Annotated in this window: 22 protein-coding genes; 9 read left to right on the top strand and 13 right to left on the bottom strand. The window is 69.3% G+C overall.

Annotation, left to right across the window (positions count from 1 at the left end):
• Positions 1-57 precede the first annotated feature (57 nt).
• The 11 genes from lipB to ACJMK0_RS16905 form a co-directional block, all read right to left on the bottom strand.
• Positions 58-720: a lipoyl(octanoyl) transferase LipB gene (lipB, locus tag ACJMK0_RS16955; protein ID WP_405240111.1), complete on the bottom strand. Its 663-nt coding sequence runs from the start codon at positions 718-720 to the stop codon at positions 58-60.
• On the bottom strand, positions 717-983 hold the full coding sequence (locus ACJMK0_RS16950) for a YbeD family protein (protein ID WP_405240109.1): 267 nt from the start codon (positions 981-983) through the stop codon (positions 717-719). Before ACJMK0_RS16950 ends, lipB begins: the two co-directional genes overlap by 4 nt.
• The gene (locus tag ACJMK0_RS16945; protein ID WP_405240107.1) at positions 976-1,851 is read right to left on the bottom strand and encodes an aminotransferase class IV; all 876 of its coding nucleotides are present in this window, start codon (positions 1,849-1,851) and stop codon (positions 976-978) included. Before ACJMK0_RS16945 ends, ACJMK0_RS16950 begins: the two co-directional genes overlap by 8 nt.
• 30 nt (positions 1,852-1,881) lie before the next feature.
• Positions 1,882-3,072, bottom strand: coding sequence for a D-alanyl-D-alanine carboxypeptidase family protein (locus tag ACJMK0_RS16940; RefSeq protein ID WP_405240105.1), 1,191 nt, complete (start codon positions 3,070-3,072; stop codon positions 1,882-1,884).
• Between the two features lie 8 nt (positions 3,073-3,080).
• Positions 3,081-3,965, bottom strand: a complete 885-nt coding sequence (locus ACJMK0_RS16935) for a septal ring lytic transglycosylase RlpA family protein (protein ID WP_405240103.1) — start codon at positions 3,963-3,965, stop codon at positions 3,081-3,083.
• The gene (gene mltB / locus ACJMK0_RS16930; RefSeq protein WP_405240101.1) at positions 3,952-4,974 is read right to left on the bottom strand and encodes a lytic murein transglycosylase B; all 1,023 of its coding nucleotides are present in this window, start codon (positions 4,972-4,974) and stop codon (positions 3,952-3,954) included. Before mltB ends, ACJMK0_RS16935 begins: the two co-directional genes overlap by 14 nt.
• A 46-nt stretch (positions 4,975-5,020) precedes the next feature.
• On the bottom strand, positions 5,021-6,160 hold the full coding sequence (gene rodA / locus ACJMK0_RS16925; protein ID WP_405240099.1) for a rod shape-determining protein RodA: 1,140 nt from the start codon (positions 6,158-6,160) through the stop codon (positions 5,021-5,023).
• Positions 6,161-6,163: 3 nt separating this feature from the next.
• Positions 6,164-8,113 carry a penicillin-binding protein 2 gene (mrdA, locus tag ACJMK0_RS16920; RefSeq protein WP_405240098.1) on the bottom strand — a complete coding sequence of 650 codons (1,950 nt, stop codon included), beginning with the start codon at positions 8,111-8,113 and terminating at the stop codon, positions 6,164-6,166.
• A gap of 3 nt (positions 8,114-8,116) precedes the next feature.
• Positions 8,117-8,608, bottom strand: coding sequence for a rod shape-determining protein MreD (gene mreD, locus ACJMK0_RS16915; RefSeq protein WP_405240096.1), 492 nt, complete (start codon positions 8,606-8,608; stop codon positions 8,117-8,119).
• Positions 8,601-9,497: a rod shape-determining protein MreC gene (mreC, locus tag ACJMK0_RS16910; RefSeq protein ID WP_405240094.1), complete on the bottom strand. Its 897-nt coding sequence runs from the start codon at positions 9,495-9,497 to the stop codon at positions 8,601-8,603. The genes mreD and mreC overlap by 8 nt, the downstream gene beginning before the upstream one ends.
• A gap of 198 nt (positions 9,498-9,695) precedes the next feature.
• On the bottom strand, positions 9,696-10,739 hold the full coding sequence (locus tag ACJMK0_RS16905; protein WP_405223519.1) for a rod shape-determining protein: 1,044 nt from the start codon (positions 10,737-10,739) through the stop codon (positions 9,696-9,698).
• Positions 10,740-10,894: 155 nt separating this feature from the next.
• Here ACJMK0_RS16905 and gatC point away from each other — a divergent pair, with 155 nt between their 5' ends.
• The 8 genes from gatC to ACJMK0_RS16865 all read left to right on the top strand — a co-directional run bounded on the left by gatC (position 10,895) and on the right by ACJMK0_RS16865 (position 21,867).
• On the top strand, positions 10,895-11,182 hold the full coding sequence (gene gatC, locus ACJMK0_RS16900; protein WP_405240092.1) for an Asp-tRNA(Asn)/Glu-tRNA(Gln) amidotransferase subunit GatC: 288 nt from the start codon (positions 10,895-10,897) through the stop codon (positions 11,180-11,182).
• Positions 11,183-11,332: 150 nt separating this feature from the next.
• Positions 11,333-12,787: an Asp-tRNA(Asn)/Glu-tRNA(Gln) amidotransferase subunit GatA gene (gene gatA, locus ACJMK0_RS16895; protein ID WP_405240091.1), complete on the top strand. Its 1,455-nt coding sequence runs from the start codon at positions 11,333-11,335 to the stop codon at positions 12,785-12,787.
• 10 nt (positions 12,788-12,797) lie between these two features.
• Positions 12,798-14,237, top strand: a complete 1,440-nt coding sequence (gene gatB / locus ACJMK0_RS16890) for an Asp-tRNA(Asn)/Glu-tRNA(Gln) amidotransferase subunit GatB (protein WP_405240088.1) — start codon at positions 12,798-12,800, stop codon at positions 14,235-14,237.
• 6 nt (positions 14,238-14,243) lie between these two features.
• Positions 14,244-15,116 carry an Hsp33 family molecular chaperone HslO gene (gene hslO / locus ACJMK0_RS16885; protein WP_405240086.1) on the top strand — a complete coding sequence of 291 codons (873 nt, stop codon included), beginning with the start codon at positions 14,244-14,246 and terminating at the stop codon, positions 15,114-15,116.
• A 154-nt stretch (positions 15,117-15,270) separates the two neighbouring features.
• Positions 15,271-16,176 carry an ArsR/SmtB family transcription factor gene (locus tag ACJMK0_RS16880; protein ID WP_405240084.1) on the top strand — a complete coding sequence of 302 codons (906 nt, stop codon included), beginning with the start codon at positions 15,271-15,273 and terminating at the stop codon, positions 16,174-16,176.
• 80 nt (positions 16,177-16,256) lie between these two features.
• Positions 16,257-17,165 carry a methylenetetrahydrofolate reductase gene (gene metF, locus ACJMK0_RS16875; protein WP_405240082.1) on the top strand — a complete coding sequence of 303 codons (909 nt, stop codon included), beginning with the start codon at positions 16,257-16,259 and terminating at the stop codon, positions 17,163-17,165.
• A 2-nt stretch (positions 17,166-17,167) separates the two neighbouring features.
• Positions 17,168-20,872, top strand: coding sequence for a methionine synthase (gene metH / locus ACJMK0_RS16870; RefSeq protein ID WP_405240081.1), 3,705 nt, complete (start codon positions 17,168-17,170; stop codon positions 20,870-20,872).
• Between the two features lie 62 nt (positions 20,873-20,934).
• Positions 20,935-21,867, top strand: a complete 933-nt coding sequence (locus tag ACJMK0_RS16865) for a homocysteine S-methyltransferase family protein (protein WP_405240079.1) — start codon at positions 20,935-20,937, stop codon at positions 21,865-21,867.
• Here ACJMK0_RS16865 and ACJMK0_RS16860 read toward each other — a convergent pair.
• Positions 21,852-21,998, bottom strand: coding sequence for a hypothetical protein (locus tag ACJMK0_RS16860; protein WP_405240077.1), 147 nt, complete (start codon positions 21,996-21,998; stop codon positions 21,852-21,854). The genes ACJMK0_RS16865 and ACJMK0_RS16860 overlap by 16 nt on opposite strands.
• A gap of 216 nt (positions 21,999-22,214) precedes the next feature.
• Here ACJMK0_RS16860 and ACJMK0_RS16855 point away from each other — a divergent pair, with 216 nt between their 5' ends.
• Positions 22,215-22,475, top strand: a complete 261-nt coding sequence (locus ACJMK0_RS16855) for a hypothetical protein (RefSeq protein WP_405240076.1) — start codon at positions 22,215-22,217, stop codon at positions 22,473-22,475.
• A 34-nt stretch (positions 22,476-22,509) separates the two neighbouring features.
• Here the strand turns inward: ACJMK0_RS16855 and ACJMK0_RS16850 are convergent, their stop codons facing one another.
• Positions 22,510-22,824 (bottom strand): DUF2834 domain-containing protein, encoded by a 315-nt coding sequence (locus ACJMK0_RS16850; protein ID WP_405240074.1) that lies wholly within the window; start codon positions 22,822-22,824, stop codon positions 22,510-22,512.
• Positions 22,825-22,878 lie beyond the last annotated feature (54 nt).

The following is a 22,878-nucleotide window of genomic DNA, read 5'->3' as shown; positions in this document are numbered from 1 at the left end:
GGCACGCGCAACCCCGCGCGAGTCGGAGCAACGTCCCGGACGGTCCTGCGGCGGAGCCTACTCCGCGGCGGGCGGCCCGAAGCCCAGCTCCTCGCAGAGCGGCGCGAGCAGCAGGTCCGCCACCCGGTCCAGGTCGGCCGGTCCGCCGAGGCGGGCGAGGTCGGTCATCTCGAGGCCTTGGTAGCCGCACGGGTTGATGCGGGAGAACGGCTCCAGGTCCATGTCTACGTTCAGGGCCATGCCGTGGTAGCTGGCGCCGCGGCGGATGCGCAGCCCGATGCTCGCCAGCTTGCGGCCGTCCACGTACACGCCGGGTGCGTCGCGCCGGCCCGCCGCCTCGATGCCGAACGGCGCCACCATCCTGATCACCGCCGTCTCCAGCGCGCAGACCAGCCGCCGCACCCCGATACCCGCGCGGCGGATATCGATCAGCGGGTAGATCATGAGCTGGCCAGGGCCGTGATAGGTGACCTGGCCGCCCCGGTCGATGTGCACCACCGGGATGTCCCCCGGCGCGAGGACGTGCTCGCGGCTGCCGGCGAGACCCAGCGTGAAGACCGGCGGGTGTTCGGTGAACCAGATCTCGTCGCCCGTGTCGGCGTCGCGCTCGTCGGTGTGCCGCTGCATCGCCTGCCAGAGCGGCTCGTAGTCGCGCCGGCCCAGGCGCCGCACGGTGAGCGTGCGGCCGCCGTCGCGGGCGATGACCGGTTCGGCCGTCACAGGACCACCAGCACCCGCTCGTGGTCGCTCAGCCGCCGGTACAGCGAATCGAGCTGTTCGCGGCTCTCCGCCCGGACAGTGACCGTGACGGAGAGGAAACGGCCGTTGCGGCTCGGCTGGGTGGTCACCGCGCCGGCGGGCAGCGGCCCGACCTCGGCCTCGACGATGGCCACGGCCTCGCTGCGGAAGTCGTCCTGCTCGTCCCTGCCCATGATCTTGATGGGGAAGTCGCAGGGAAACTCGAGAGGGCTGTCCTCATGCATGGCTTTCGGCTCTCTGCCCGTGATGTGCCTGCTGGTAGCCGCGGAACAGGCGCCGCCACAGCGGCCCCGGTGCGCCCGTGCCGATGGTGGTGTCATCGACCCGGCCCACGGGCACGAGTTCCCGGCTGCTGGCGAGCATGATGACCTCGTCGGCCTCCAGCAGCTCCTCCACCGTGAAGCGCCGTCGCGCGCGCGGGATGCCCTCGGCCTCGGCGACGCCCCAGGCGAGCTGCAGGGTCACGCTGGGCAGCACCGAGGGATCCGGCGGCGGCGCCAGCAGGGTGCCGCCGGTGACGATGGCAATCGTGCTGGCGGCCCCTTCGGTGACCCAGCCGTCCCGGTGCAGGATGGCCTCCGCCGCGCCGCGTTCCGCGGCGTCCTGGCGCGCGAGCACGTTGGCCAGCAGCGAGGTGGACTTGATGTCGCAGCGGGCCCAGCGCTGATCCGGTACCAGCGCGGCGTTGACGCCGGTCGCATAATCGGCCTCCCGGGGCGGCCGCCAGTGCATGGCCATGGCCAGCACCGTCGGTTCCGTGTCCGCCGGGAAGCGGTGATCCCGGCCCGCATCGGCGCCGCGGCTCACCTGCAGATACAGGAACATGTCGCCGCCGCCGTTGGCCTCCACCAGGCGGGCGAACAGGCGCCGCCAGCCGGCGTCGTCGACCGGGTTGCGGATGCCGATGGCGCTCAGGCTGCGGTCCAGGCGCGCCAGGTGCCCGGACTCGCCCACCACGCGCCCGCCGCACACCGGCATGGCCTCGTAGACCGCGTCGCCGAACAGAAAGCCCCGGTCCAGCGGTGATATCCGGGCCTGCCCGGCCGGGACGATGTCCCCGTCGAGCCAGACGTTGGGCAGTATTTCAGCCATCGTGCACACCCGCGCCCGCCGGGCGCGTCCTCATTCGAACCAGAGCATGACCTCGTCGCTGAGGCGCTGCCAGAACGTGCCTTCGGCGACGGGGGCGAGGGCGGCGAGCGGCATCGCGGCCAGCAGCTGATCGTCCAGCTCGACGCGCAGTTCGCCGAGCGTCTGGCCCTCGGCAACCGGGGCGATCACCGTCGCCGGCATCTCCACCAGCGGCTGCAGCCGGTCGTAGGTGCCCCGCGGGATGGTGACGAACAGGTCGCGGGAGACGCCGAGCTGTGCGGCCTCGACGGCGCCCTTCCACACCTTCGCCGTCTCCACGACATCGCCCGCGGCGAACAGCCGGTGGGTCTCGAAGAAGCGGAAGCCGTAATTGAGCAGGGCCTGGCTCGCGTCGGTGCGCACCCGCGAACTCGGCGAGCCCATCACCACCGAGATCAGCCGCATGTCGTCGCGCACGGCGGAGGCCACCAGGCAGTAGCCGGCCGCGTCCGTGTGGCCGGTCTTGAAGCCGTCCACGGTCGGGTCGCGCCAGAGCAGCCGGTTGCGGTTGCGCTGGGTGATCTCGTTGTAGGTGAACTCGCGCACGGAGTACCAGCGGTAGTACTCCGGGAAGTCGTTGATGAGGGCCCGCGCCAGCTTGGCCATGTCGCCGGCCGTCGTGTAGTGGTTATCGCCGGGCAGGCCGGTGGCATTCTGGAAGTGGCTGCCAAGCATGCCCAGCTCCTGGGCGTAACGGTTCATCATCTCGGCGAACACTTCTTCGGAGCCGGCGATGTGCTCGGCGAGCGCCACACTCGCGTCGTTGCCGGACTGCACGATCATGCCCATCAGCAGGTCCTGGATGCTCACCCGGGAGTTGATCTCGATGAACATGCGTGAGCCGGGCGTGCGATAAGCCTTGCGGCTCACCGTGGCCTCCTCCTCCAGGGTGATGAGGTCGTCGCGCAGCGCGTGGAACACCACGTAGGCGGTCATGAGCTTGGTCAGGCTCGCCGGCGCCACCCGCTTGCCCGCCTCCCGGTCCGCCAGCACCGTGCCGCTGTCCGCGTCGACGAGGACGTAGCTCGCCGCGTTCAGCTGCGGCGGGGCCGGTATGGGGATGTCCGGCAGTGCCGCCGCGGCCGGCAGCGGCGCGACGAGGCCCAGGATCGGGACGAGGATCGACAAGAGGAGATTGGCGCACAGGCGTCCGCGCGCCGTCGGGGGCTGTTTGAGGCTCATGGCACAGTCTATTCGATAATCATGTGGACGCTGTCGATGCCGAGGGAAGCGAGCCTGGCGACGGTGGCGTCATAGGCTTCCACCGAAGGGATCGGCCCCACCCGCACCCGGTACAGCCGGCGCTCTTCGGTCGTGTCCTCGAAGATGAATGCATCGGGAAAGTCGTTTGCCAGCAGCCTGCCGTGCATGCGCTCGGCATTCTCCCGCTGGCCGAAGGCGCCGACCTGCGCATATAGTACCGGCGCATCGCCCGTCTGTCCCGCCGCAGGCGCCCGGGCGGCGACGTCCTCGGGCGGGAGGCTCTCGGCCGGCGCCGCAGCCGGGGCGGCCGCCGTCATGATGTCGCCGGTGGCGGCGCCGTCGAAGGTGATCGCGCGTACCTCCACCAGCCCCGTCCCGTCCCCCACGATGTCGAGTTCCTGCGCCGCGGCGTAGGAGAGATCGATGATGCGGTTGGCGACGAACGGGCCCCGATCGTTGACCCGCACCAGTATGCTGCGGCGGTTGCGCAGGTTGGTCACCTCCACCCAGGTGGGCAGCGGCAGCGTCTTGTGGGCGGCCGTGAACGCGTGCATGTCGTAGGGCTCGCCGGAGGAGGTGCGCCGGCCGTGGAACTTGGTGCCGTACCAGGAGGCGACGCCCCGTTCCCGGTAGCCGTCGGCGGTGGGCAGCACGTGGTAGCGCTTGCCGAACACCTCGTAGGAATCCGGGTTGCCGTAGCGGCTCTTCGGCTCGGGCGCCGGTATGGTCGGCGGCACGCGGACGTCGGCCCGGGCGGCCGGCGGCGGCCCGTCCTGCACAGAGCCGTCCTGGCGCGGCCCGGTGCCGGCGCAGGCGGCCAGCGCCAGAGCCGCCGCCGTCAGCGCTGCCGTCCTGAGCTTACGCCTCTGCATCGCCGTCCCCGTCCCCGACCGCCAGCGCGATCTCGCGCCCGAGCTGCCACACCGCCAGCGCGTACATGGCGCTGCGGTTGTAGCGGGTGATCACGTGGAAGTTGTGGAAGCCCACCCAGAGCTGGTCGCCGTCCTCGCCTTCCATGCGCAGCAGCCGCGCGGCCGCCTCGCCGGGCAGCTCCGTCGAGAAGACGATGCCGCCGGCGCTCAGCCTGGCAATCGTGGCGTCCGTGTCCAGACCCTTGTCGCCGGCGGGCTCGCCGGTCCAGGCCGAACCGGTGGTGGCGCGGGCGAAGACCGGTTCGCCGGCACGCCAGCCGTGGGCCTTGAGATAGTTGGCGACGCTGCCGAACACGTCGCTCCAGTCCGTCCAGAGATCGCGCAGCCCGTCCGCGCTCGCATCCACGGCATAGGCCCGGTAGCTGGACGGCATGAACTGGGGCGCGCCCATGGCGCCCGCGTAGGAGCCCAGCGCGGTATCGACGTCGACGCGCTCCTCGCGGGCCAGCAGCAGAAACTGCTCGAGTTCCCGGCGGAAGAACGGGCTGCGCGGCGGGTAGTCGAAGGCCAGTGTCGCCAGCGCGTCCAGCACCCGGTAGCGCCCGGTGATGCGGCCGAAGTAGGTCTCGACGCCGATGATGGCGACGATGACCTCAGGGTCCACGCCGGTCTCGCGGCCGATGCGCTCGATCTCGTCGGCATGCTCGCGCCAGAACGCGGCGCCGGCCTCGATGCGCTCCGGGGTCAGGAAAATCGCGCGGTACTCGTGCCAGGGCTTCACCTTCTCGGCCGGCCGGCTGATGGCGTCCAGGATGGGCTGCTGTGTCTCGGCGTCGTCCAGGGTGCGCTCGACCTCGGCCCGGTCGAAGCCGTGGCGCTCGGCCACTTCGTCGATGAACGTGGCCACGTCGGCGCGGGAGGTGTCCAGCGCCCGGGCCGGCGACGCCGCGAGGCCGGCGAGGGCCACGATGGCGGCGAGCAGGCAGAGAGAGCGGATCACTGGGTGCATGTCCTGTCCGGCGTTTCCTGGCAGTGTCTGTACATCTGTCGTGGACCTACCGAGGCAGGAGTTTGCGGTGGGTGTGGATGGACATGAGGATACCGAAACCCGCCATGAGCGTCACCATGGAGGTGCCGCCGAAGCTCACCAGCGGCAGCGGCACGCCGACCACCGGGATGAGGCCGCAGACCATGGCCGTATTCACGAACACGTAGACGAAGAAGGTCAGGCTGATGCTGCCGGCCAGCAGCCGGGAATAGGTGTCCTGGGCGTTGGCGGCGATGTACAGGCCGCGCGCGACCACGAACAGGTACATCGTCAGCAGCGCCAGCACCCCGAGCAGCCCGAACTCCTCGGACAGCACCGCGAAGATGAAATCGGTATCCTTCTCCGGCAGGAACTCGAGCTGCGCCTGGCTGCCGTTGGTCCAGCCCTTGCCGAACAGCCCGCCGGAGCCGATGGCGATCTTGGACTGGATGATGTTGTAGCCGGCCCCGAGAGGGTCGCTCTGGGGATCGAGCAGGGTCAGCACCCGCTGGCGCTGGTAGTCGTGCATGAAGTGCCACAGCACCGGCATGGTGGCGACGCCGAGCGCGCCCAGCGCGAGGATGTGGCCGAACGACATGCCGGCGAGCAGCACCACCAGCACGCCGGCCGCGACGATCAGCAGTGCGGTGCCGAGATCGGGCTGCACGGCGATCATCAGGGCGGGCAGGACGATCATGGCGCCGATCACGACCAGATGGCCGAGCCGCGGCGGCAGCGGCCGGTCGTGCAGGAAGGCCGCCACCATCATCGGCACCGCCAGCTTCATGATCTCCGAGGGCTGGAAGCGCACCCCGATGTCCAGCCAGCGCTGCGCCCCCTGGCCCACCTCGCCGAGGATCAGCACCAGGGCCAGCAGGGTGAGTCCGGCCAGATAACCCCAGGGCGTCCAGCGCCGCAGCAGAGCCGGCGAGAGCTGGGCCACGATCACGAGCGCCAGCAGGGCGAGGCCGAGGCGGATCACCTGGCGCAGCAGCAGGTCCGGGTTCTGTCCCACGGCGCTGTAGAGCACGAACAGGCCGAATACGCAGATGACGCCCAGCCCGGCGAGCAGGGGGCCGTCCAGGTGCAGGTTGGCGAGAATCTGGCCGATGCCGCCGAGTGGCCGGCGCTCGGCGAAACGGGCGTTCTCACGGAATAACGTACCCATCGGTCAGTCCTCCGCCGGCGCGTTGTTCGCCATTGGCGTCTCGGTCAGCGCCTCGGCCGGCGGGGCCGGCTGCCGGCGGCCCGCGGCCGCAGCCTCGTAACGCTCCTCGAGCAGCCACTTGTCCATCACGGCGCGGGCGATGGGCGCCGCCACGCGGCTGCCGCTGGAGCCGTTCTCCACGATGACCGATACCGCGATGCGGGGATCCTCGAGCGGGGCGAACGCGATGAACAGGGCATGGTCGCGCAGCCGTTCGTCGATCTCGTCCTCGTCGTATTCCTCGTCCTGGCCCACGCTGAACACCTGGGCCGTGCCGCTCTTGCCGGCCATGGAGTAGGGCGCATCCAGTCCCACCGCCCGCGCGGTGCCGTTCTCGCCCTGGAGCACGTCGCGCATGGCGTTGATGATCACTTCCCAGTGCAGGGGGTCGTGCACGCTCATCGCCGTGAGCGGCTCGGGTTCGAAGGGATGGAATTCGCCGTCCAGCGGGTGTTCCCAGCCCAGCGCCAGGTGCGGCCGGTGGCGCTCGCCGCGGGTGGCCACGGCGGCGGTGGCCACGGCGAGCTGCAGCGGCGTCGTCAGCATGTAGCCCTGGCCGATGGAGGCGATGACCGTCTCGCCCGGGAACCAGACCTGGTTGGCGCGGCTGGAGAACTTCTCCCGCTTCCAGGCCCGGGACGGCACCACGCCGGCGGTCTCGCCGGCGATGTCGATGCCGGTGCGGCTGCCGAGGCCGAAGCGGGTGAGATAGTCGTGCATGGTATCGATGCCGAGCTCGGTCGACATCTCGTAGAAGTACACGTCGCAGGACTCGGTGATGGCGTCGTGCAGGTTGACCAGCCCATGTGTCTTCCAGTCCCGGTAGCGGTGGCTGCTGCCGGGCAGCGAGAAATGCCCCGAGCAGCGCAGGCTGTGGTCCAGGTCGGAGACGCTCTCCTCCAGGGCGGCGAAGCCGAGCATGGGCTTGATGGTGGAGCCCGGCGGGTAGCGGCCGCGGATCGCCCGGTTGAACAGCGGCTGGTCCGGGTGGGTGCTCAGCGCGCGGAACTCGGCGGGCTTCAGGCCCGCGGCGAAGGCATTGGGGTCGAAGCCGGGCGTGCTGACCAGCGCCAGCACCTCGCCGCTGCGGGGGTCCAGCGCCACCACGGCCCCGCGCCGCCCGGCCATGGCTTCCTCGGCGAGCAGCTGCAGTTCGATGTCCAGGCTGACGTAGAGGTTCGCGCCCGGCCGGGGCTGCACGCCGGGCACCTGGCCGAGCGTGCGGCCGCGGGCGTTGGCGATCACCTGACGGTGGCCGACGTCGCCGTGCAGGAACTCCTCGAAGCGCTGCTCGATGCCGGTCTTGCCGTATTGGGTGGTGCCCGCGTAGGCAGCCGGGTCCTCGAGGCGCTCCAGCTCCTCCTTGCTCAGCCCGCCGACGTAACCGACGGCATGCACCGCGGCGCTGTCGAAGGGGTAGTGCCGCATCAGTCGCGCGCGGATGTCGACGCCCGGGAAACGCGGGCGGGCGATGGCGAAATGCGCCAGCTCCTCTTCCTCAAGCCGGTAGCGCAGCGGGATGGGCGTGAAGCGCTGGTTCGTGCCCAGCAGCGTGTGGATGCGCGGCAGATCCTCCTCGGCCAGCAGGCCCTCGTCGATCAGCGCGGCCAGCGTCGCATCCACGTCCTCCACCTGCTCGGGCACCAGCTCGAGCTGATACGTGGGCACGTTCTCGGCCAGGATGACGCCCCGGCGGTCGTAGATCAGGCCGCGGGTGGGCGGCACGGGTTCGATGCGGATGCGATTGCCCTGGGAGAGGTCGGCGAAGTGCTCGTGCTCGATCACCTGGAGCTGGACCAGGCGGCCGACCACGAGCCCCATCAGGCCGAGCGCGACCACCACCGCGAGGATCACGCGGTTCAGGAACATCCGCTGCTCGGCACCCGAGTCCTTGATGGGAGCGCGTCTGCGCATCGTCTACCTCGTCACCGTCATCTGCTGGCGCACGCCGTTGAAGAACAGCATCAGCGGCGGCCACAGCAGTGCGCCGGTGATGACGGAACCCCAATATTCCATGAGATCGGATGCCACGCCCGCGGTTCCGTTGATCCAGAACAGAATGAACTGGTACAGCGCGAGCAGGGCCATCACGGTGGCCGAGAGCTGCCAGATCGGGAAGACCCGCAGGCGCAGGTGGAAGCGCAGCGGGAAGTAGATCATCGCGGTCGCCGCCAGCGCGTGCTGACCGAGCAGCGTGCCCTGGGCCACGTCCAGCAGCAGGCCGCTGATCCAGGCGGTCAGCAGGCCGAACACCCTCGGGAACGCGAGCGCCCAGTAGATCAGCGTCAGCGCCACCCAGTCCGGGCGGAACGGTTCGATGAGTTCCGGCAGCGGCATGATGGAGAGCAGCAGTGCCGCCAGCAGGCAGAACCACACTGGCCAGCGCTCGAGGGCCACGGCGTCACTCATCGGCCGTCTCCGTCTCCGTCGCCGCCTCGCCCGCGGGCTCCGGGGTGCCGGCCGCATCCTCGGCGGACTCGTCCGCCACCGGCGTCTCAGGCTCGCCGGGCCAGATCAGCAGCACCTCGCGCACCTGGTTCAGCGCGGTGGCCGGCCGGGCGCGGATGGCGGCGAAGGACTCGGCCGGGTTCGGCGCGACCTCGGTGACCTCGCCCACCGGATAGCCCGCCGGGAAGGCTCCGCCCAGCCCGGAGGTGACCAGCAGGTCGCCGGGCCGGATGTCGGCATTGTTCGGCAGAAACGGCAGATCGAGCCGGTCGTACTCGCCCGTGCCGACGGCGATGGTGCGCAGCCCGTTGCGGTTCACTTCCACCGGCAGCGCATGGTCGGGGTCGCTGATCAGCATGGCCTCGGAGGTGAACGGGCCGACGTGCATGATCTGGCCCACGACGCCGGTGGCGTCGATGATGGCCTGGCCCTCGTAGGCGCCGTGCCGGCGTCCCTTGTCGATGACGATGTCGTGGCGGTAGGGGTTGGCGTCGACGGCCATGATCTCCGCCACCCGCACCCGGTCGCCCACCCGGGTGGTGGTCTGCAGCATCAGGCGCAGCCTGGCGTTCTCGGATTCGAGCGCCGCCATCTGCTGCAGCTTGGCGCGGATGGCCAGGCGTTCGGCCTTCAGCCGGTTGTTCTCCCGCTGCAGGTCGCTGCGGCTGATGCCGCTTTCGCGGGCCCATCCGAAGGCCTCGGCGGGCAGCGCGACGATGACCTGCAGGGGGTAGATGGCGGTGGCGATCGCCCGGCGCACGGCATCCAGGTGGTTCTCCCGGTGGTCAATCACCATTGCGACGACGCTCAGCAGCACCAGCGCGAGCGTACGGGCGCCGAGCGAGCGCATCGGAGCCGTTCTTCGCTGGGTGTCAGACTGAGCTGTGGCCATGCCCCTGAATGATCAGCACGATAAGAACAATAAAAAAGGGTCGGAGACCGCCCGCCGGCCTCCCGTGCCGCCGGGCTCCGGCGCCCGGGTCGCCGGCCGTGCAGGGATGTTCACTGGGCGGCGACGGTGGATGCGGCCGCCGCGCTCACGGACGGCTCAGTCCAGGCCGAAGACGGCCGGTCCGTGCTCATCCATGAGTTCGAGCACCCGGCCTCCGCCCCGTGCCACGCACGTCAGCGGATCGTCGGCGATGACCACCGGCAGCCCGGTCTCTTCCATGAGGAGCTTGTCCAGGTCTTTCAGCATGGCACCGCCGCCGGTGAGGACGATGCCCCGCTCGGCCACGTCGGCCCCGAGTTCCGGCGGGGTCTGCTCCAGCGCCTCTTTCACGGCCCCCACGATGCCCTGCAGCGGCTCCTGCAGCGCCTCCAGGATCTCGTTGCTGTTCAGCGTGAAGCTCCGCGGCACGCCCTCGGAAAGGTTGCGGCCCTTCACCGAGATCTCCTTGACCTCCTGGCCGGGATAGGCGGAGCCGATCTCGTGCTTGATGCGCTCGGCCGTGGCCTCGCCGATCAGGATGCCGTAATTGCGGCGCACGTAATTGGTGATGGCCTCGTCGAAGCGATCGCCGCCCACCCGCACGGAGGAGGCGTAGACGATGCCGTTCAGGGAGATCACAGCAACCTCGGACGTGCCGCCGCCGATGTCGAGCACCATGGAGCCGCGCGCCTCGTGCACCGGCATGCCGGCGCCGATGGCCGCCGCCATGGGTTCCTCGATGAGATAGACCTTGCGGGCGCCGGCACCCTCGGCGGACTCGCGGATGGCGCGGCGCTCGACCTGGGTGGACCCGTAGGGTACGCACACCAGCACGCGGGGGCTGGGGGCGAAGAAGCGGTTGCCGTGCGCCTTCTTGATGAAGTGCTGCAACATCTTCTCGGTCACGGTGAAATCGGCGATGACGCCGTCTTTCAGCGGACGGATTGCGGTGATGTTGCCGGGCGTGCGCCCCAGCATACTCTTGGCTTCGGTACCGACGGCCTCCACGCTCCGGCCGCCGCGGCCGGACTCTTCCCGTATGGCTACTACCGACGGCTCGTTGAGCACGATGCCATGCCCGCGGAGGTAGATCAGTGTGTTCGCTGTCCCGAGATCGATGGAAAGGTCGTTGGAGAAATAACCCAGAAGACTCTTCAGCATTGTCGGGCAAAATCCCGCGGATCAAGGCAAAAAGCTACTCTAGCAACGGGGACGACATTGGGCAAGACGGCGTGTATCATTTCGCGTTCGGCACTGCCGTGGCAGGTGCCGACCCTTTCGACAACGATACACGCGTCACAGACCGGAGCCTTGCGGTGTCCCTGACCCGAGAGCAAGTGGAACATATCGCGACTCTTGCGCGACTGGAGTTCGACGAGGGGGAAATCCCCGATTTCGTCGACAAGCTGGGCAGCATCGTCGATTTCGTGGACCAATTGCAACAGGCAGACACGGATTCGGTGGAACCGATGGCCCACCCCCTGGACCAGGTGCAGCGCCTGCGCCCGGACGAAGTGACAGAGCGAGTCGACCGGGAGGAGTACCAGAAGAACGCGCCGGCGGTCGCCGACGGCATGTATCTGGTGCCCAGGGTTATCGAATAAGGATCACGGGAAGGGTCATCGAACGGGTGTCTCCGCACGGTTCGGCGGCCGCGGGCCGGCTCCGGCATTCGTCGCCCCGGCCGCGCGTTTCAGTCTATCCGGTCAGATTGTCCAGAAGCATCATCGTCCAACCACTGCCGAGTCACGACCATGCATGAGCTGTCACTCGCCGCGATACGGCGCGCGCTCGAGGCGGGCGAGTTCACCGCCGCGGAACTCGTCGAGGCGCTGCTCGAGCGCATCGGTGCCCACGACGGCACGCTGAACAGTTTCATCACCGTGACCGGGGACGAGGCCAGGGCCGCCGCCGCCGACTCCGACCGCCGCCGCGCGGCCGGCGAGGCGCGTCCGCTGGAAGGCCTGCCCATCGCCCACAAGGACATCTTCTGCACCGCCGGCGTGCGCACCAGCTGCGGTTCGCGCATGCTCGACAACTTCGTCTCTCCCTATGACGCCACGGTGGTGGAGCGGCTGAAGGCGGCCGGCGCCATCATGCTGGGCAAGACCAACATGGACGAGTTCGCCATGGGCTCGTCCAACGAGACCAGCTGGTACGGCCCGGTCGCCAACCCCTGGGATACCGCCCGCTCGCCCGGCGGCTCCTCCGGCGGCTCGGCGGCGGCGGTGGCCGCGCGGCTGGTGCCGGCGGCCACGGGCACGGACACCGGCGGCTCCATCCGCCAGCCGGCGGCGCTGACCGGCATCACGGGGCTGAAGCCCACCTACGGCCGGGTCTCGCGCTGGGGCATGATCGCCTTCGCCTCCAGCCTGGACCAGGCTGGCACGCTGACCCGCAGCGCGGAGGACGCGGCACTCCTGCTCGGTGCCATGGCCGGCTTCGATCCGCGGGATTCCACCTCCGTGCAAGAGCCGGTGCCGGACTACGTGGCCGGCCTGGATCAGCCGCTGGAAGGCCTCACCATCGGGCTCGCACGCCAGTTCTTCGACGAGGGTCTCGAGGCCGACAACGAGGCGGCGCTGCGCGCGGCCATCGGCGAGCTGGAGGGCCTCGGGGCGAGCGTGCGGGAGATCGACCTGCCGAATATCGGCCTGTCGGTGCCCACCTATTACGTCGTGGCGCCGGCCGAGTGCTCGTCCAACCTGTCGCGCTTCGACGGCGTGCGCTTCGGCTATCGGGCCGAAGACCCGAAAGACCTCATGGACCTGTATTGCCGCAGCCGCGCCGAGGGCTTCGGCGCGGAGGTGAAACGCCGCATCATGACCGGCACCTACGTCCTCTCCGCCGGCTACTACGATGCCTATTACCTGAAGGCCCAGAAGGTGCGTCAGCTCATCAGCGAGGACTTCCGCCGCGCGTTCGCCGACGTGGATCTCATCGCCGGGCCGACCACGCCGACACCGGCTTTCGAGCTGGGCGCGAAGACCGACGATCCCATCACCATGTATCTGAACGACATCTACACCATCGGCGCGAACCTCGCCGGGCTGCCCTGCCTGTCGGTCCCCTGCGGCTTCTCGGGCGGGCTGCCGGTGGGCCTGCAGCTGATCGGACCGGCGTTCGGCGAGGAGCGCCTGCTCGCCTGCGCCCACCAGTATCAGGGCGTCACCGACTGGCACCGGCGCGCACCGGCGCACTACGAGTGAGGAGGCGGCCATGAGCTGGGAGACGGTCATCGGTCTGGAGATCCACGCGCAGCTCGCGACGGAGAGCAAGATCTTCTCCGGCGCGCCCACCCGCTACGGCGCGGAGCCCAACACCCAGGCCTGCCTGGTGGATCTGGGCTATCCGGGCGTGCTGCCGGTGCTGAACCGGGGTGCGGTCGTGATGGCCGTGAAGTTCGGCCTGGCCGTCGGCGCCGCCATCGCGCCGCGCAGCGTCTTCGCCCGCAAGAACTACTTCTATCCGGACCTGCCGAAGGGCTACCAGATCAGCCAGTACGAGCTGCCCATCGTCACCGGCGGATCCCTGGAGATCGTCACCGACGACGGCGAGGTGCGCCGCATCGGCCTCACCCGCGCGCACCTGGAGGAGGACGCCGGCAAGTCCATGCACGAGGGTTTCGAGCGCCTCACCGGCATCGACCTGAACCGGGCGGGCACGCCGCTGCTCGAGATCGTCTCCGAGCCCGAGCTGCGCTCGGCGAAGGAAGCCGCGGCCTACATGAAGGCCATGCACACGCTGGTGCGCTATCTCGGCATCTGCGACGGCAACATGCAGGAGGGCTCGTTCCGCTGCGACGCCAACGTATCGGTGCGCCGGGCCGGGGACGAGAAGCTCGGCACCCGCACCGAGCTGAAGAACCTGAACTCGTTCCGTTTCCTCGAACGCGCCATCAACTTCGAGGTGGAGCGCCAGATCGAGGTGCTGGAGGACGGCGGCTCCGTGGTGCAGGAGACCCGCCTGTACGATGCGGAACGGGACGAGACCCGGCCGATGCGCACCAAGGAAGAGGCCAACGACTACCGCTATTTCCCCGACCCGGACCTGCTGCCGGTGGAGATCGACGAGGCGCTCGTCGAGACGGTGCGGCAGACCCTGCCGGAGCTGCCGGATGCCAAGCGCCGACGGCTGGGCGAGCAATACGGCGTCAAGGCGGACGATGCGGTGGTGCTGGCCGGTACGCCGGCGCTGGCGGATTACTTCGAGGCGGTGGCGGCCGCCGGCGGCAGCGACGGCCAGGCCGTGGCCAACTGGGTGCTGGGCGAACTCTCCGCGGCGCTCAACCGGGACGGCCTGGATATCACGGCGAGCCGCATCGAGCCGGCCGGCCTGGCGCAACTGCTCGACCGTATCGCGGACGGCACACTGTCCGGCAAGCTCGCCAAGCAGGTCTTCGAGGCCATGTGGGCGGGGGAGGGCGATGCCGATGCGGTCATCGAGGCGAAAGGCCTGAAGCAGATCACCGACAGCGGCGAGATACAGCGCATCGTGGAAGACGTGCTGGCCGCCAACCCGGAGCAGGTGGAGCAATACCGGGGCGGCAAGACCCAGGTGATCGGCTTCTTCGTCGGCCAGGTGATGAAGGCGACGAAAGGCAAGGCCAACCCCGGCGAGGTCAATCGCCTGCTGAAAGCCGCCCTGGATGCGGAGTGAAGCGCGTTGAGCCGGGACGTCCTGCAACCGTTCCTGTTCGAGCACCTGCCGGTGCGCGGTGCGCTCGTACAGCTCGCCGAGACCTGGCGGGAGCTCGCCGGTACCCACGAGTACCAGCCACCGGTAGGCCGGGTGCTCGGCGAGGCCGCGGCAGCCGCGGCGCTCATCGCCAACTCGCTGAAGTTCGACGGCCAGCTCACGCTGCAGCTTTCCGGTGACGGGCCGCTGGAGCTGCTGGTGGTCCAGTCCACCAACGAGCTGCACCTGCGCGGCATGGCGCTGGCCCGGGACGTGTCGCCGGAGGCCGGCTTCGCGGCGCTCTCGCGAGGTGCCCGCTGCGCGATGACGGTGGAGTCGAGCGTGCTGGCCGACCGTTACCAGGGCATCGTCGATGCCGGCGGCGAGTCGCTCGCCGCCTGCCTGGAGGGCTATTTCGAGCGCTCGGTGCAGCTGCCGACCCGCCTCTGGCTGATGGCCGACGGAGACTGCGCGGCCGGGCTGCTGCTGCAGCGGGTGCCCGACGCGGCGGCGCCGCTGCCGGAGGATGACTGGCGGCGCCTGGGTTTCATGGCCGATACGCTGACGCTGGACGAGATGCGGGGCGGCATCGGCACGGAGCTGCTCGGCAAGCTGTTCGCCGAGGACGACGTGCGGGCCTTCCGGCCGCGCACGACCCGGTTCGAATGCCGCTGTTCCATCGAGCGGGTCGAGCGTGCGCTGCGCCTGCTGGGCGAGGATGAGGTGCGCGAGACCCTGGAGGAGCAGGGCGAGATCCGGGCCACCTGCGAATTCTGCAACCGGGAGCGCCGGCTCGACGCCATCGACGTCGAGCGCCTGTTCTCTGTCGGCGGCCAGCCGGCATCGTCCCGCGTCCACTGACGCGGCGCCGGCCCTTCGCGCTCCGTCGCCCTTTTATTCCCCTTATTTCAAATCGGCCGGGACAGCGCCCGGAAGGTGCGCTAAACTTGTGTGCAGTAAAGATAAAGATATCTTTATATATTTAAGCTTTATATTTCAAGTTTTGGAGCTGACCGTGGCGGAACCCTTCGAGGAAACCCTGCGAGCGCTGAAGGCGGTGGCCGAGCCCACCCGCCTGCGCCTGCTGGTGCTGTGCCACCGGGGCGAGAGCACCGTCTCCGAACTGGTGCGCGTGCTCGGCCAGAGCCAGCCGCGTATCTCCCGCCATCTGAAACTGCTGTGCGAGGCCGGGCTGCTGGAACGTTTCCGGGACGGTCACTGGATCTACTACCGCACCCCCTCCTCGGGTCCCGGGGCCGTGCGCGTGCGCAGGCTGCTGGAGCTGGTGCCGGCCGAGGCGGCGGAGTTCGCGCGGGATGCCGAGCTCGCGGAGGCCGAGCGGCGCGCGGCCGTCGAGCCGGAAGCCGCGCCGCTGACCGAGGCGGAGCGCGGCCTGCACCGGGCCGTGCTGGATACGGTGCTGACGGCGCCGGTCGGCCGCCTGCTCGATATCGGTACCGGCAGCGCGCGCATGCTCAAGCTGCTCGGCCGCCGTGCCAGCCGGGCGGTGGGTGTCGACATCGACGGCAACCAGCGCCGTCAGGCCCGTGCCGAGCTCGCCGTCGCCGGCCTCGGCAATTGCACCATCCGCGCCGGCGATGCGCACCGGCTGGACTTCGCCGACGACGCGTTCGACACCGTCATCCTGGACGAGGTGCTCGGCCATTCGAGCACGCCGGAGCAGGCGGTGGCCGAGGCCGCGCGGGTGCTGGCGCCCGGCGGGCGGCTGCTCCTGATCGAGCCGCTCGCGGGAGGCTCGGCGGAAGACAGCGTTGGAGCCTCCGCCGAGGCCCGGGGGCGCTGGATCGCCCGGCTGGCCGGAGAAGCCGGACTCGCCCTCGGCCGGCCGCGCCCGGTGCCGGCGCGACAGCCGGCCTGGCTGGTCTCCGTGGCAACGTCGGCACAACGGCAGGTCGCCTGAAAGATCGAAAACCGAAAGATCGAGACTGAAGGATCCGGAACTCGAGGATCCGGAACTCAAGGACTAATGGAATCATGGCAATGACACAGACACCCATCACACCCGGGCCGGCTGCCGGACGGAGCGTCCCGGACGTCGCGGTCTCCTTCGAGTTCTTCCCGCCCGGCAGCGAGAAGATGGAACAGACGCTGTGGCGCTCCATCGAGCGGCTCGCGCCGCTGCGACCCCGCTTCGTCTCCGTCACCTATGGCGCCGACGGTTCCACCCGGGAGCGCACCCACGGCATCGTCAGCCGCATCCTGCGCGAGACCGACCTGACGGCGGCGCCGCACCTCACCTGCGTCGGCGCGAGCCGGGGCGAGATCGACGATATCGCCCGCCAGTACTGGGACATCGGCGTCCGCCACATCGTGGCGCTCAGGGGCGACCCGCCGAAGGACAGTGACGGCTACACGCCCCATCCCGAGGGCTACGCTTACGCCGCCGACCTGGTCGCGGGCCTGAAGCGCGTGGCCGACTTCGACGTCTCCGTGGCGGCCTATCCGGAGGTACATCCGGAGGCGCCGTCCGCGGCCTTCGACCTGGACAACCTGAAGCGCAAACTGGATGCCGGCGCGAGCCGGGCCATCACCCAGTTCTTCTTCGACATCGAGGACTTTCTGCGCTTCCGCGACCGCTGCGCGGCGGCGGGCATCGGCGCGCCGATCGTGCCCGGCATCCTGCCGATCACCCGCTTCCCCCAGTTGCAGCGCTTCGCCGAGGGCTGCGGGGCGCGGGTGCCCGACTGGCTGGTGCACCGTTTCGACGGCCTGGACGACGACGCCGAAACCCGCCAGCTCATCGCCGCCAGCGTGGCCATCGAGCAGGCCCGCGAACTCGAGCGCTACGGCGTGCGCGAATTCCACTTCTACACCCTGAACCGCTCGGAGCTGACCTACGCCATCTGCCATGCGCTGGGCGTGCGTGCGCAGCGCGCGACGGCGGCCTGATCATGAGCAGCAGCCGATTCGAACGATTGGAGGCGCTGCTCGCCGAGCGCATCGTGTTCCTGGACGGTGCCATGGGCACCATGATCCAGAGCCATTCCCCGTCCGAGGAAGAGTATCGGGGCGAGCGCTACGCCGACTGGCCGAGCGACCTCAAGGGTAACAACGATCTGCTGACGCTGACCCGGCCCGGGCTGATCCGTCAGATCCACCGGGACTTCCTGGAGGCCGGTGCGGACGTCATCGAGACGAACACGTTCAACTCCAACGCCCCCTCCCAGGCCGACTACGGCATGGAGTCCCTGGTGCGCGAGCTGAACCTGGCCGCGGCGCGGCTCGCGCGCGACGTCGCCGGCGAGTTCGAGGCCGCTGACGGCCGGCCCCGCTTCGTCGCAGGCGTACTCGGGCCGACCAACCGCACGGCGTCCCTGTCGCCGGACGTGAACGACCCCGGCAAGCGCAACATCCGCTACGGCGAACTGGTGGAGACCTATGCCGAGGCGGCCCGCGCCCTCATGGAAGGCGGCGCGGACTTCCTGATGGTGGAGACCATCTTCGATACGCTGAATGCGAAGGCCGCGCTGTACGCCATCCGCGAGATCGAGCGCGAACGCGGCGGCCGCATCCCGGTCATGATCTCCGGCACCATCACCGATGCTTCGGGCCGCACCCTGTCCGGCCAGACCACCGAGGCGTTCTGGAACTCGGTGCGCCACGCCGAGCCGTTCCTGATCGGGCTGAACTGCGCACTGGGCGCCGCCGACCTGCGGCCCTACGTCGCCGAGCTGTCGCGGGTGGCCGATACCCGCGTGAGCGCACACCCGAACGCCGGACTGCCGAACGAGTTCGGCGAGTACGACGAGACGCCCGAGGAGATGGCCGCGGTCGTGCGCGAGTTCGCCGAGTCCGGACTGGTGAACCTGGTCGGCGGCTGCTGCGGCACCACGCCGGAGCACATCCGCCGCCTGCGCCAGGCCATCGAGCCGCTTGCGCCCCGCGTCGTGCCCGACATCCCCCGCGAGTGCCGGCTGTCCGGCCTGGAACCGCTGAACATCGGTCCGGACGACCTGTTCGTGAACGTGGGCGAGCGCACCAACGTCACCGGCTCCGCGAAGTTCCGCAAGCTGATCGAGGCCGGCGATTACGCCACCGCCGTGGACGTGGCCCGCCAGCAGGTGGAGAACGGCGCCCAGATCATCGACGTGAACATGGACGAGGGCATGCTGGACTCCGAGGCGGCCATGGTGACGTTCCTCGACCTGATCGCGTCCGAGCCTGACGTGGCCCGGGTGCCGATCATGGTGGACTCGTCGAAATTCAGCGTCATCGAGGCGGGACTGCGCTGCATCCAGGGCAAGCCCGTCGTGAACTCCATCAGCCTGAAGGAGGGCGAGGCGGAGTTCGTCGAGCAGGCCCGGCGGGTGCGCGATTACGGCGCGGCGGTCATTGTCATGGCCTTCGACGAGGACGGCCAGGCGGACACGGTGGAGCGCAAGCTCGAGATCTGCCAGCGGTCGTACCGGATACTGACGGAACGGGTCGGCTTCCCGGCCGAGGACATCATCTTCGATCCCAACATCTTCGCGGTGGCCACGGGCATCGAGGAGCACAACGGCTACGGCATCGCCTTCATCGAGGCGACCCGCCGCATCAAGGCGGAACTGCCGCATGCGCTCGTGAGCGGCGGGGTCTCCAACGTCTCCTTCTCGTTCCGCGGCAACAATCCGGTGCGCGAGGCCATCCATTCGGTGTTCCTGTATCACGCCATCCGCGCGGGCATGGACATGGGTATCGTCAACGCGGGCCAGCTCGCCATCTACGAAGACCTGCCGGGCGAACTGCGCGAGGCGGTCGAGGACGTGGTGCTGAACCGCCGCGACGACGCCACCGACCGGCTGCTGGCGATCGCGGAGAAATACCGGGGCGACGGCAGCGGCCAGAAGCGCACGACCGATCTCGGCTGGCGCGAGTGGCCGGTGGAGAAGCGCCTCGAGCACTCGCTGGTCAAGGGCATCGACGAATACGTCATCGAGGACACGGAAGCCGCGCGGCTCGCGGCAGTGCGGCCGCTGGACGTGATCGAGGGCCCGCTCATGGACGGCATGAACGTGGTCGGCGACCTGTTCGGCGAAGGCAAGATGTTCCTGCCCCAGGTCGTGAAGTCGGCCCGGGTCATGAAGAAGGCGGTGGGCCATCTCATCCCCTACATCGAGGAGGAGCAGGACGGCGAGTCGCGCTCCAACGGCACGGTAATCATGGCCACGGTGAAGGGCGACGTCCACGACATCGGCAAGAACATCGTGGGCGTCGTGCTCCAGTGCAACAACTTCGAGGTGATCGACCTCGGCGTGATGGTGCCGGCCGAGAAGATCCTGGAGACGGCGCGTCGGGAAGGCGCCGACATCATCGGCCTGTCCGGCCTCATCACGCCTTCGCTGGACGAGATGGTGAATGTCGCCGCCGAGATGCAGCGCCTGGGCTTCACCGTGCCGCTCCTGATCGGCGGCGCCACCACCTCGCCGGCGCACACCTCGGTGAAGATCGATCCCCGTTACGAGGGCCCGGTCATCTACGTGAAGGACGCCTCGCGTTCCGTGGGCGTGGCCCAGTCGCTGGTGGGCGAGGGGCGCGACGCCTTCGTGCAGAAGATCAAGGCCGACTGCGCGCGGCGGCGGGAGATGCACGCGGGCAAGACCCGGCAGGCGCCGGAGCTGGGCCTGGCGGACGCCCGCCGGCGGCGTCACGCGATCGACTGGCAGAACTACCGGCCGCCCGCTCCCGAAGCATTGGGGGTGCGCACCCTCGAGCGCATACCGCTGGCGACGCTGGTGGACTACATCGACTGGATGCCGTTCTTCAACGCGTGGGAGTTCCGCGGCCGCTTCCCCGACATCCTCGAAGACCCGGAAGTGGGCGAGACGGCCAGCTCGCTGTACGCTGACGCCCGGGCGATGCTCCGGCGCATCATCGACGAGGGGTGGCTGGAGTGCCGCGCGGTCATCGGCTTGTTCCCGGCGGCCTCGGTGGGCGACGATATTGCCATCTATCCGGAAGAAGGCGCCGCGGAGCCGCTGGCCACGTTCCACCACCTGCGCCAGCAGAAGAAGAAGCGCGACGATCTGCCCCAGGAGTGCCTGGCGGATTTCGTCGCCCCCGCGGACAGCGGCCGGCAGGACTACCTGGGCGCCTTCGCCGTGAGCGCCGGCTTCGGCATCGACGAGCACGTGCAGCGTTTCGAGGCCGACCACGACGATTATTCCTCCATCATGCTGAAGGCGCTCGCGGACCGGCTGGCGGAGGCGGGTGCCGAGTATCTGCACGAGCGGGTGCGCAAGGAGTACTGGGGCTACGCGGCGGACGAGTCACTGGACAACGATGCTCTGATCGCCGAGGAATACCACGGCATCCGCCCGGCGCCGGGCTATCCCGCCTGCCCGGACCACACCGAGAAGCGGACCCTGTGGCAGGTGCTGGAAGTGGAGCAGCGCATCGGCATGCGGCTGACCGAGTCCATGGCCATGCTGCCGACCGCCTCTGTGAGCGGTCTCTACTTCGCCCACCCGGAGGCCCACTACTTCACGGTGGGCAAGATCGGCCGCGACCAGGTGGCGGACTATGCGAGGCGCAAGGGCATGAGCCTCGCGGAGGCCGAGCGGTGGCTCGCGCCCTCGCTCGGCTACGAGCCGGAGACGGAGGACGAGGCCGCCTGATACCCTCTGGCAATCCGGGCGTCCTCCGGCGTGCCGGAGCAATTCAGCCATGGAGGCCGGATATGGGTTACGGAGCGATCAGGGAGAGACTCCAGGCCGGCGACATCGTCCTCCTGGACGGCGGCACCGGCACCGAACTGCAGCGCCGCGGCGTGCAGATGGACCCCGGCGCCTGGTGCGGGCCGGCGTCGCTCGAGAGCGGCGACATCCTCGAGCGCGTGCACCGGGACTACATCGCTGCGGGCGCCGACGTCATCACCGCCAATACCTATGCCTCCTCCCGCCTCATGCTCGAGCCGGCGGGCTACGGCGAGCGCTTCGAAGAGATCAATCGTGCCGCCGTCGACGCCGCACACCGGGCGCGCCAGGCCAGCGGCCGCAGTGACGTGCTCGTCGCCGGCTCCCTCTCGCACATGGCGCCGTTCGTCGCCGGCAGCGCGCAGCCGGATGCCGCCCGGTCACCGTCCGCGGCAGCCATGGCCGAGGCCTATGCGGAACTCGCCGGGTTTCTGCGTGACAGCGGTTGCGATCTCATCCTGCTGGAGATGATGTACTACCCGGAGCGCGTCGGTCTCGCGTTCGAGGCCGCGCTGGCGACAGGGCTCCCGGTCTGGGCCGGCTTCTCCGCCAGGAGGGCGGAGGACGGGCGGCTGCTCAGTTATGCGCCGGAGCGGGACCTTCCCTTCGAGGAACTCGTCGCGGTCCTGGACGACTACGACGTGGCCGCGGCGGGCGTGATGCATACACCGGCTCACCTGGTGGCCGACGCGCTCGCCCTGCTGCGCGGTCACCATGCAGGCCCGCTGCTGGCCTACCCGGACTCCGGCTTTTTCCGCATGCCGGAATGGCAGTTCGAGGAGGTGATCCTGCCCGGCGAATTCCTGGGCCATGCATCGGACTGGGTCGCGGACGGGGTGCAGATCGTGGGCGGCTGCTGCGGCCTGTCGCCGGAGCACATCGACGCCCTGCGGCCGCTGCGTTACGCCCGGCCGTGACCCTCGCCGTCATCCTCGCCGCGGCGCAGCCGCTCCCTCCTCAAGGCGTACAACTGCCACAGCGCCACGCCCAGCAGAACGCCGAAGGTCAGCAGCAATTTGCCGAGGATCATGAGTTCTCTGCCTTCCATCCGTTTGCGACACTCCCGATATGAGTTCAGCGCGTCTGCCGACCGACTATAACTCAGCGGGTTCCGGGCGGAGACCATCGCCCCGTCTCGTGGTGCCGTCATCGGGGGATCGGCGCGAATTGTGAAACAGTGCAGAGCATCGGCCGTGCCGTCCGCGGTATACAGGACCCATGCGCCACGAACGCCGACATCGCTCTACCGGTCTCCGACATCGCCATGGCGATTAACGGACCCACTCAACGCCTCACTTCCTACGGCGACGAGCCGTCGCGTACCCCTCTGTCCGTCCTGCTGACCGACTTCCTCCGCACCTGCTTCGGGTTGGGGCTCGGCCTCGCCGCCATCCTCCTGCCGGCCATGGTCTGGCGCGATATGGAGGTGCTGTACGCGCAGTTCGGTGCTCCGGTGATCCTCGTCATGTTCGCGCCGCTGGCCATCCTCGTTCGCACCTACGGACCCAGAGACGGGGACGACTGAGGACGCAGCTGCGGCCCAGTCTGCCGCATGCCGCTCATTCGGCCCCGGTCTGCGGCACCTTCCCTGTGGCGAGGTAGAGCAGGGGGCCGAAAGACCCCAGGAACAGGGTCATGGCTACCCACGGCCACGGACTGCGGCTTTCCCGACGAGCCGTCGGTATCAGCCAGGCGAGAATCAGTATCAGTGCGACGACGAGGTCTGTGGCGAGCTGCCAGCCTGCCGGGCCGTCCAGCGCATGCGCGAAGATGCCGGTGTAGCCGACCCGGGACACGGCAAAAGCCGAGATCAGGCCGAACGGGATCAGCAGGACGATGGCGAGTATCCGGCGGTGTCTAATCGGATGGTCCATTGCGCGCTCCTCGGTTGGGTTTCGCGCTATGCTCTCCGGGGGAGTGAATGACCG

It is taken from the genome of Lentisalinibacter orientalis, assembly GCF_040706535.1.
In the GTDB taxonomy this organism is placed as follows: Bacteria; Pseudomonadota; Gammaproteobacteria; order Steroidobacterales; family Woeseiaceae; genus Lentisalinibacter; species Lentisalinibacter orientalis.
The sequence above is the reverse complement of the archived record's forward strand: the minus strand, read 5'-3'. Positions and strand labels throughout refer to the sequence as shown.

What these genes read in the sequence shown, in the direction of transcription:
- ACJMK0_RS16940 (WP_405240105.1), bottom strand. Translation starts at nt 3,072, where the DNA reads ATGAGCCTCAAACAGCCCCCGACGGCGCGCGGACGCCTGTGCGCCAAT.
- gatA (WP_405240091.1), top strand. Translation starts at nt 11,333, where the DNA reads ATGCATGAGCTGTCACTCGCCGCGATACGGCGCGCGCTCGAGGCGGGC.
- mreC (WP_405240094.1), bottom strand. Translation starts at nt 9,497, where the DNA reads ATGCGCTCGCTCGGCGCCCGTACGCTCGCGCTGGTGCTGCTGAGCGTC.
- ACJMK0_RS16860 (WP_405240077.1), bottom strand. Translation starts at nt 21,998, where the DNA reads ATGGAAGGCAGAGAACTCATGATCCTCGGCAAATTGCTGCTGACCTTC.
- ACJMK0_RS16905 (WP_405223519.1), bottom strand. Translation starts at nt 10,739, where the DNA reads ATGCTGAAGAGTCTTCTGGGTTATTTCTCCAACGACCTTTCCATCGAT.
- ACJMK0_RS16850 (WP_405240074.1), bottom strand. Translation starts at nt 22,824, where the DNA reads ATGGACCATCCGATTAGACACCGCCGGATACTCGCCATCGTCCTGCTG.
- mrdA (WP_405240098.1), bottom strand. Translation starts at nt 8,113, where the DNA reads ATGCGCAGACGCGCTCCCATCAAGGACTCGGGTGCCGAGCAGCGGATG.
- ACJMK0_RS16950 (WP_405240109.1), bottom strand. Translation starts at nt 983, where the DNA reads ATGCATGAGGACAGCCCTCTCGAGTTTCCCTGCGACTTCCCCATCAAG.
- gatB (WP_405240088.1), top strand. Translation starts at nt 12,798, where the DNA reads ATGAGCTGGGAGACGGTCATCGGTCTGGAGATCCACGCGCAGCTCGCG.
- ACJMK0_RS16855 (WP_405240076.1), top strand. Translation starts at nt 22,215, where the DNA reads ATGGCGATTAACGGACCCACTCAACGCCTCACTTCCTACGGCGACGAG.
- ACJMK0_RS16945 (WP_405240107.1), bottom strand. Translation starts at nt 1,851, where the DNA reads ATGGCTGAAATACTGCCCAACGTCTGGCTCGACGGGGACATCGTCCCG.
- rodA (WP_405240099.1), bottom strand. Translation starts at nt 6,160, where the DNA reads ATGGGTACGTTATTCCGTGAGAACGCCCGTTTCGCCGAGCGCCGGCCA.
- ACJMK0_RS16865 (WP_405240079.1), top strand. Translation starts at nt 20,935, where the DNA reads ATGGGTTACGGAGCGATCAGGGAGAGACTCCAGGCCGGCGACATCGTC.
- metH (WP_405240081.1), top strand. Translation starts at nt 17,168, where the DNA reads ATGAGCAGCAGCCGATTCGAACGATTGGAGGCGCTGCTCGCCGAGCGC.
- ACJMK0_RS16935 (WP_405240103.1), bottom strand. Translation starts at nt 3,965, where the DNA reads ATGCAGAGGCGTAAGCTCAGGACGGCAGCGCTGACGGCGGCGGCTCTG.
- mreD (WP_405240096.1), bottom strand. Translation starts at nt 8,608, where the DNA reads ATGAGTGACGCCGTGGCCCTCGAGCGCTGGCCAGTGTGGTTCTGCCTG.
- mltB (WP_405240101.1), bottom strand. Translation starts at nt 4,974, where the DNA reads ATGCACCCAGTGATCCGCTCTCTCTGCCTGCTCGCCGCCATCGTGGCC.
- metF (WP_405240082.1), top strand. Translation starts at nt 16,257, where the DNA reads ATGACACAGACACCCATCACACCCGGGCCGGCTGCCGGACGGAGCGTC.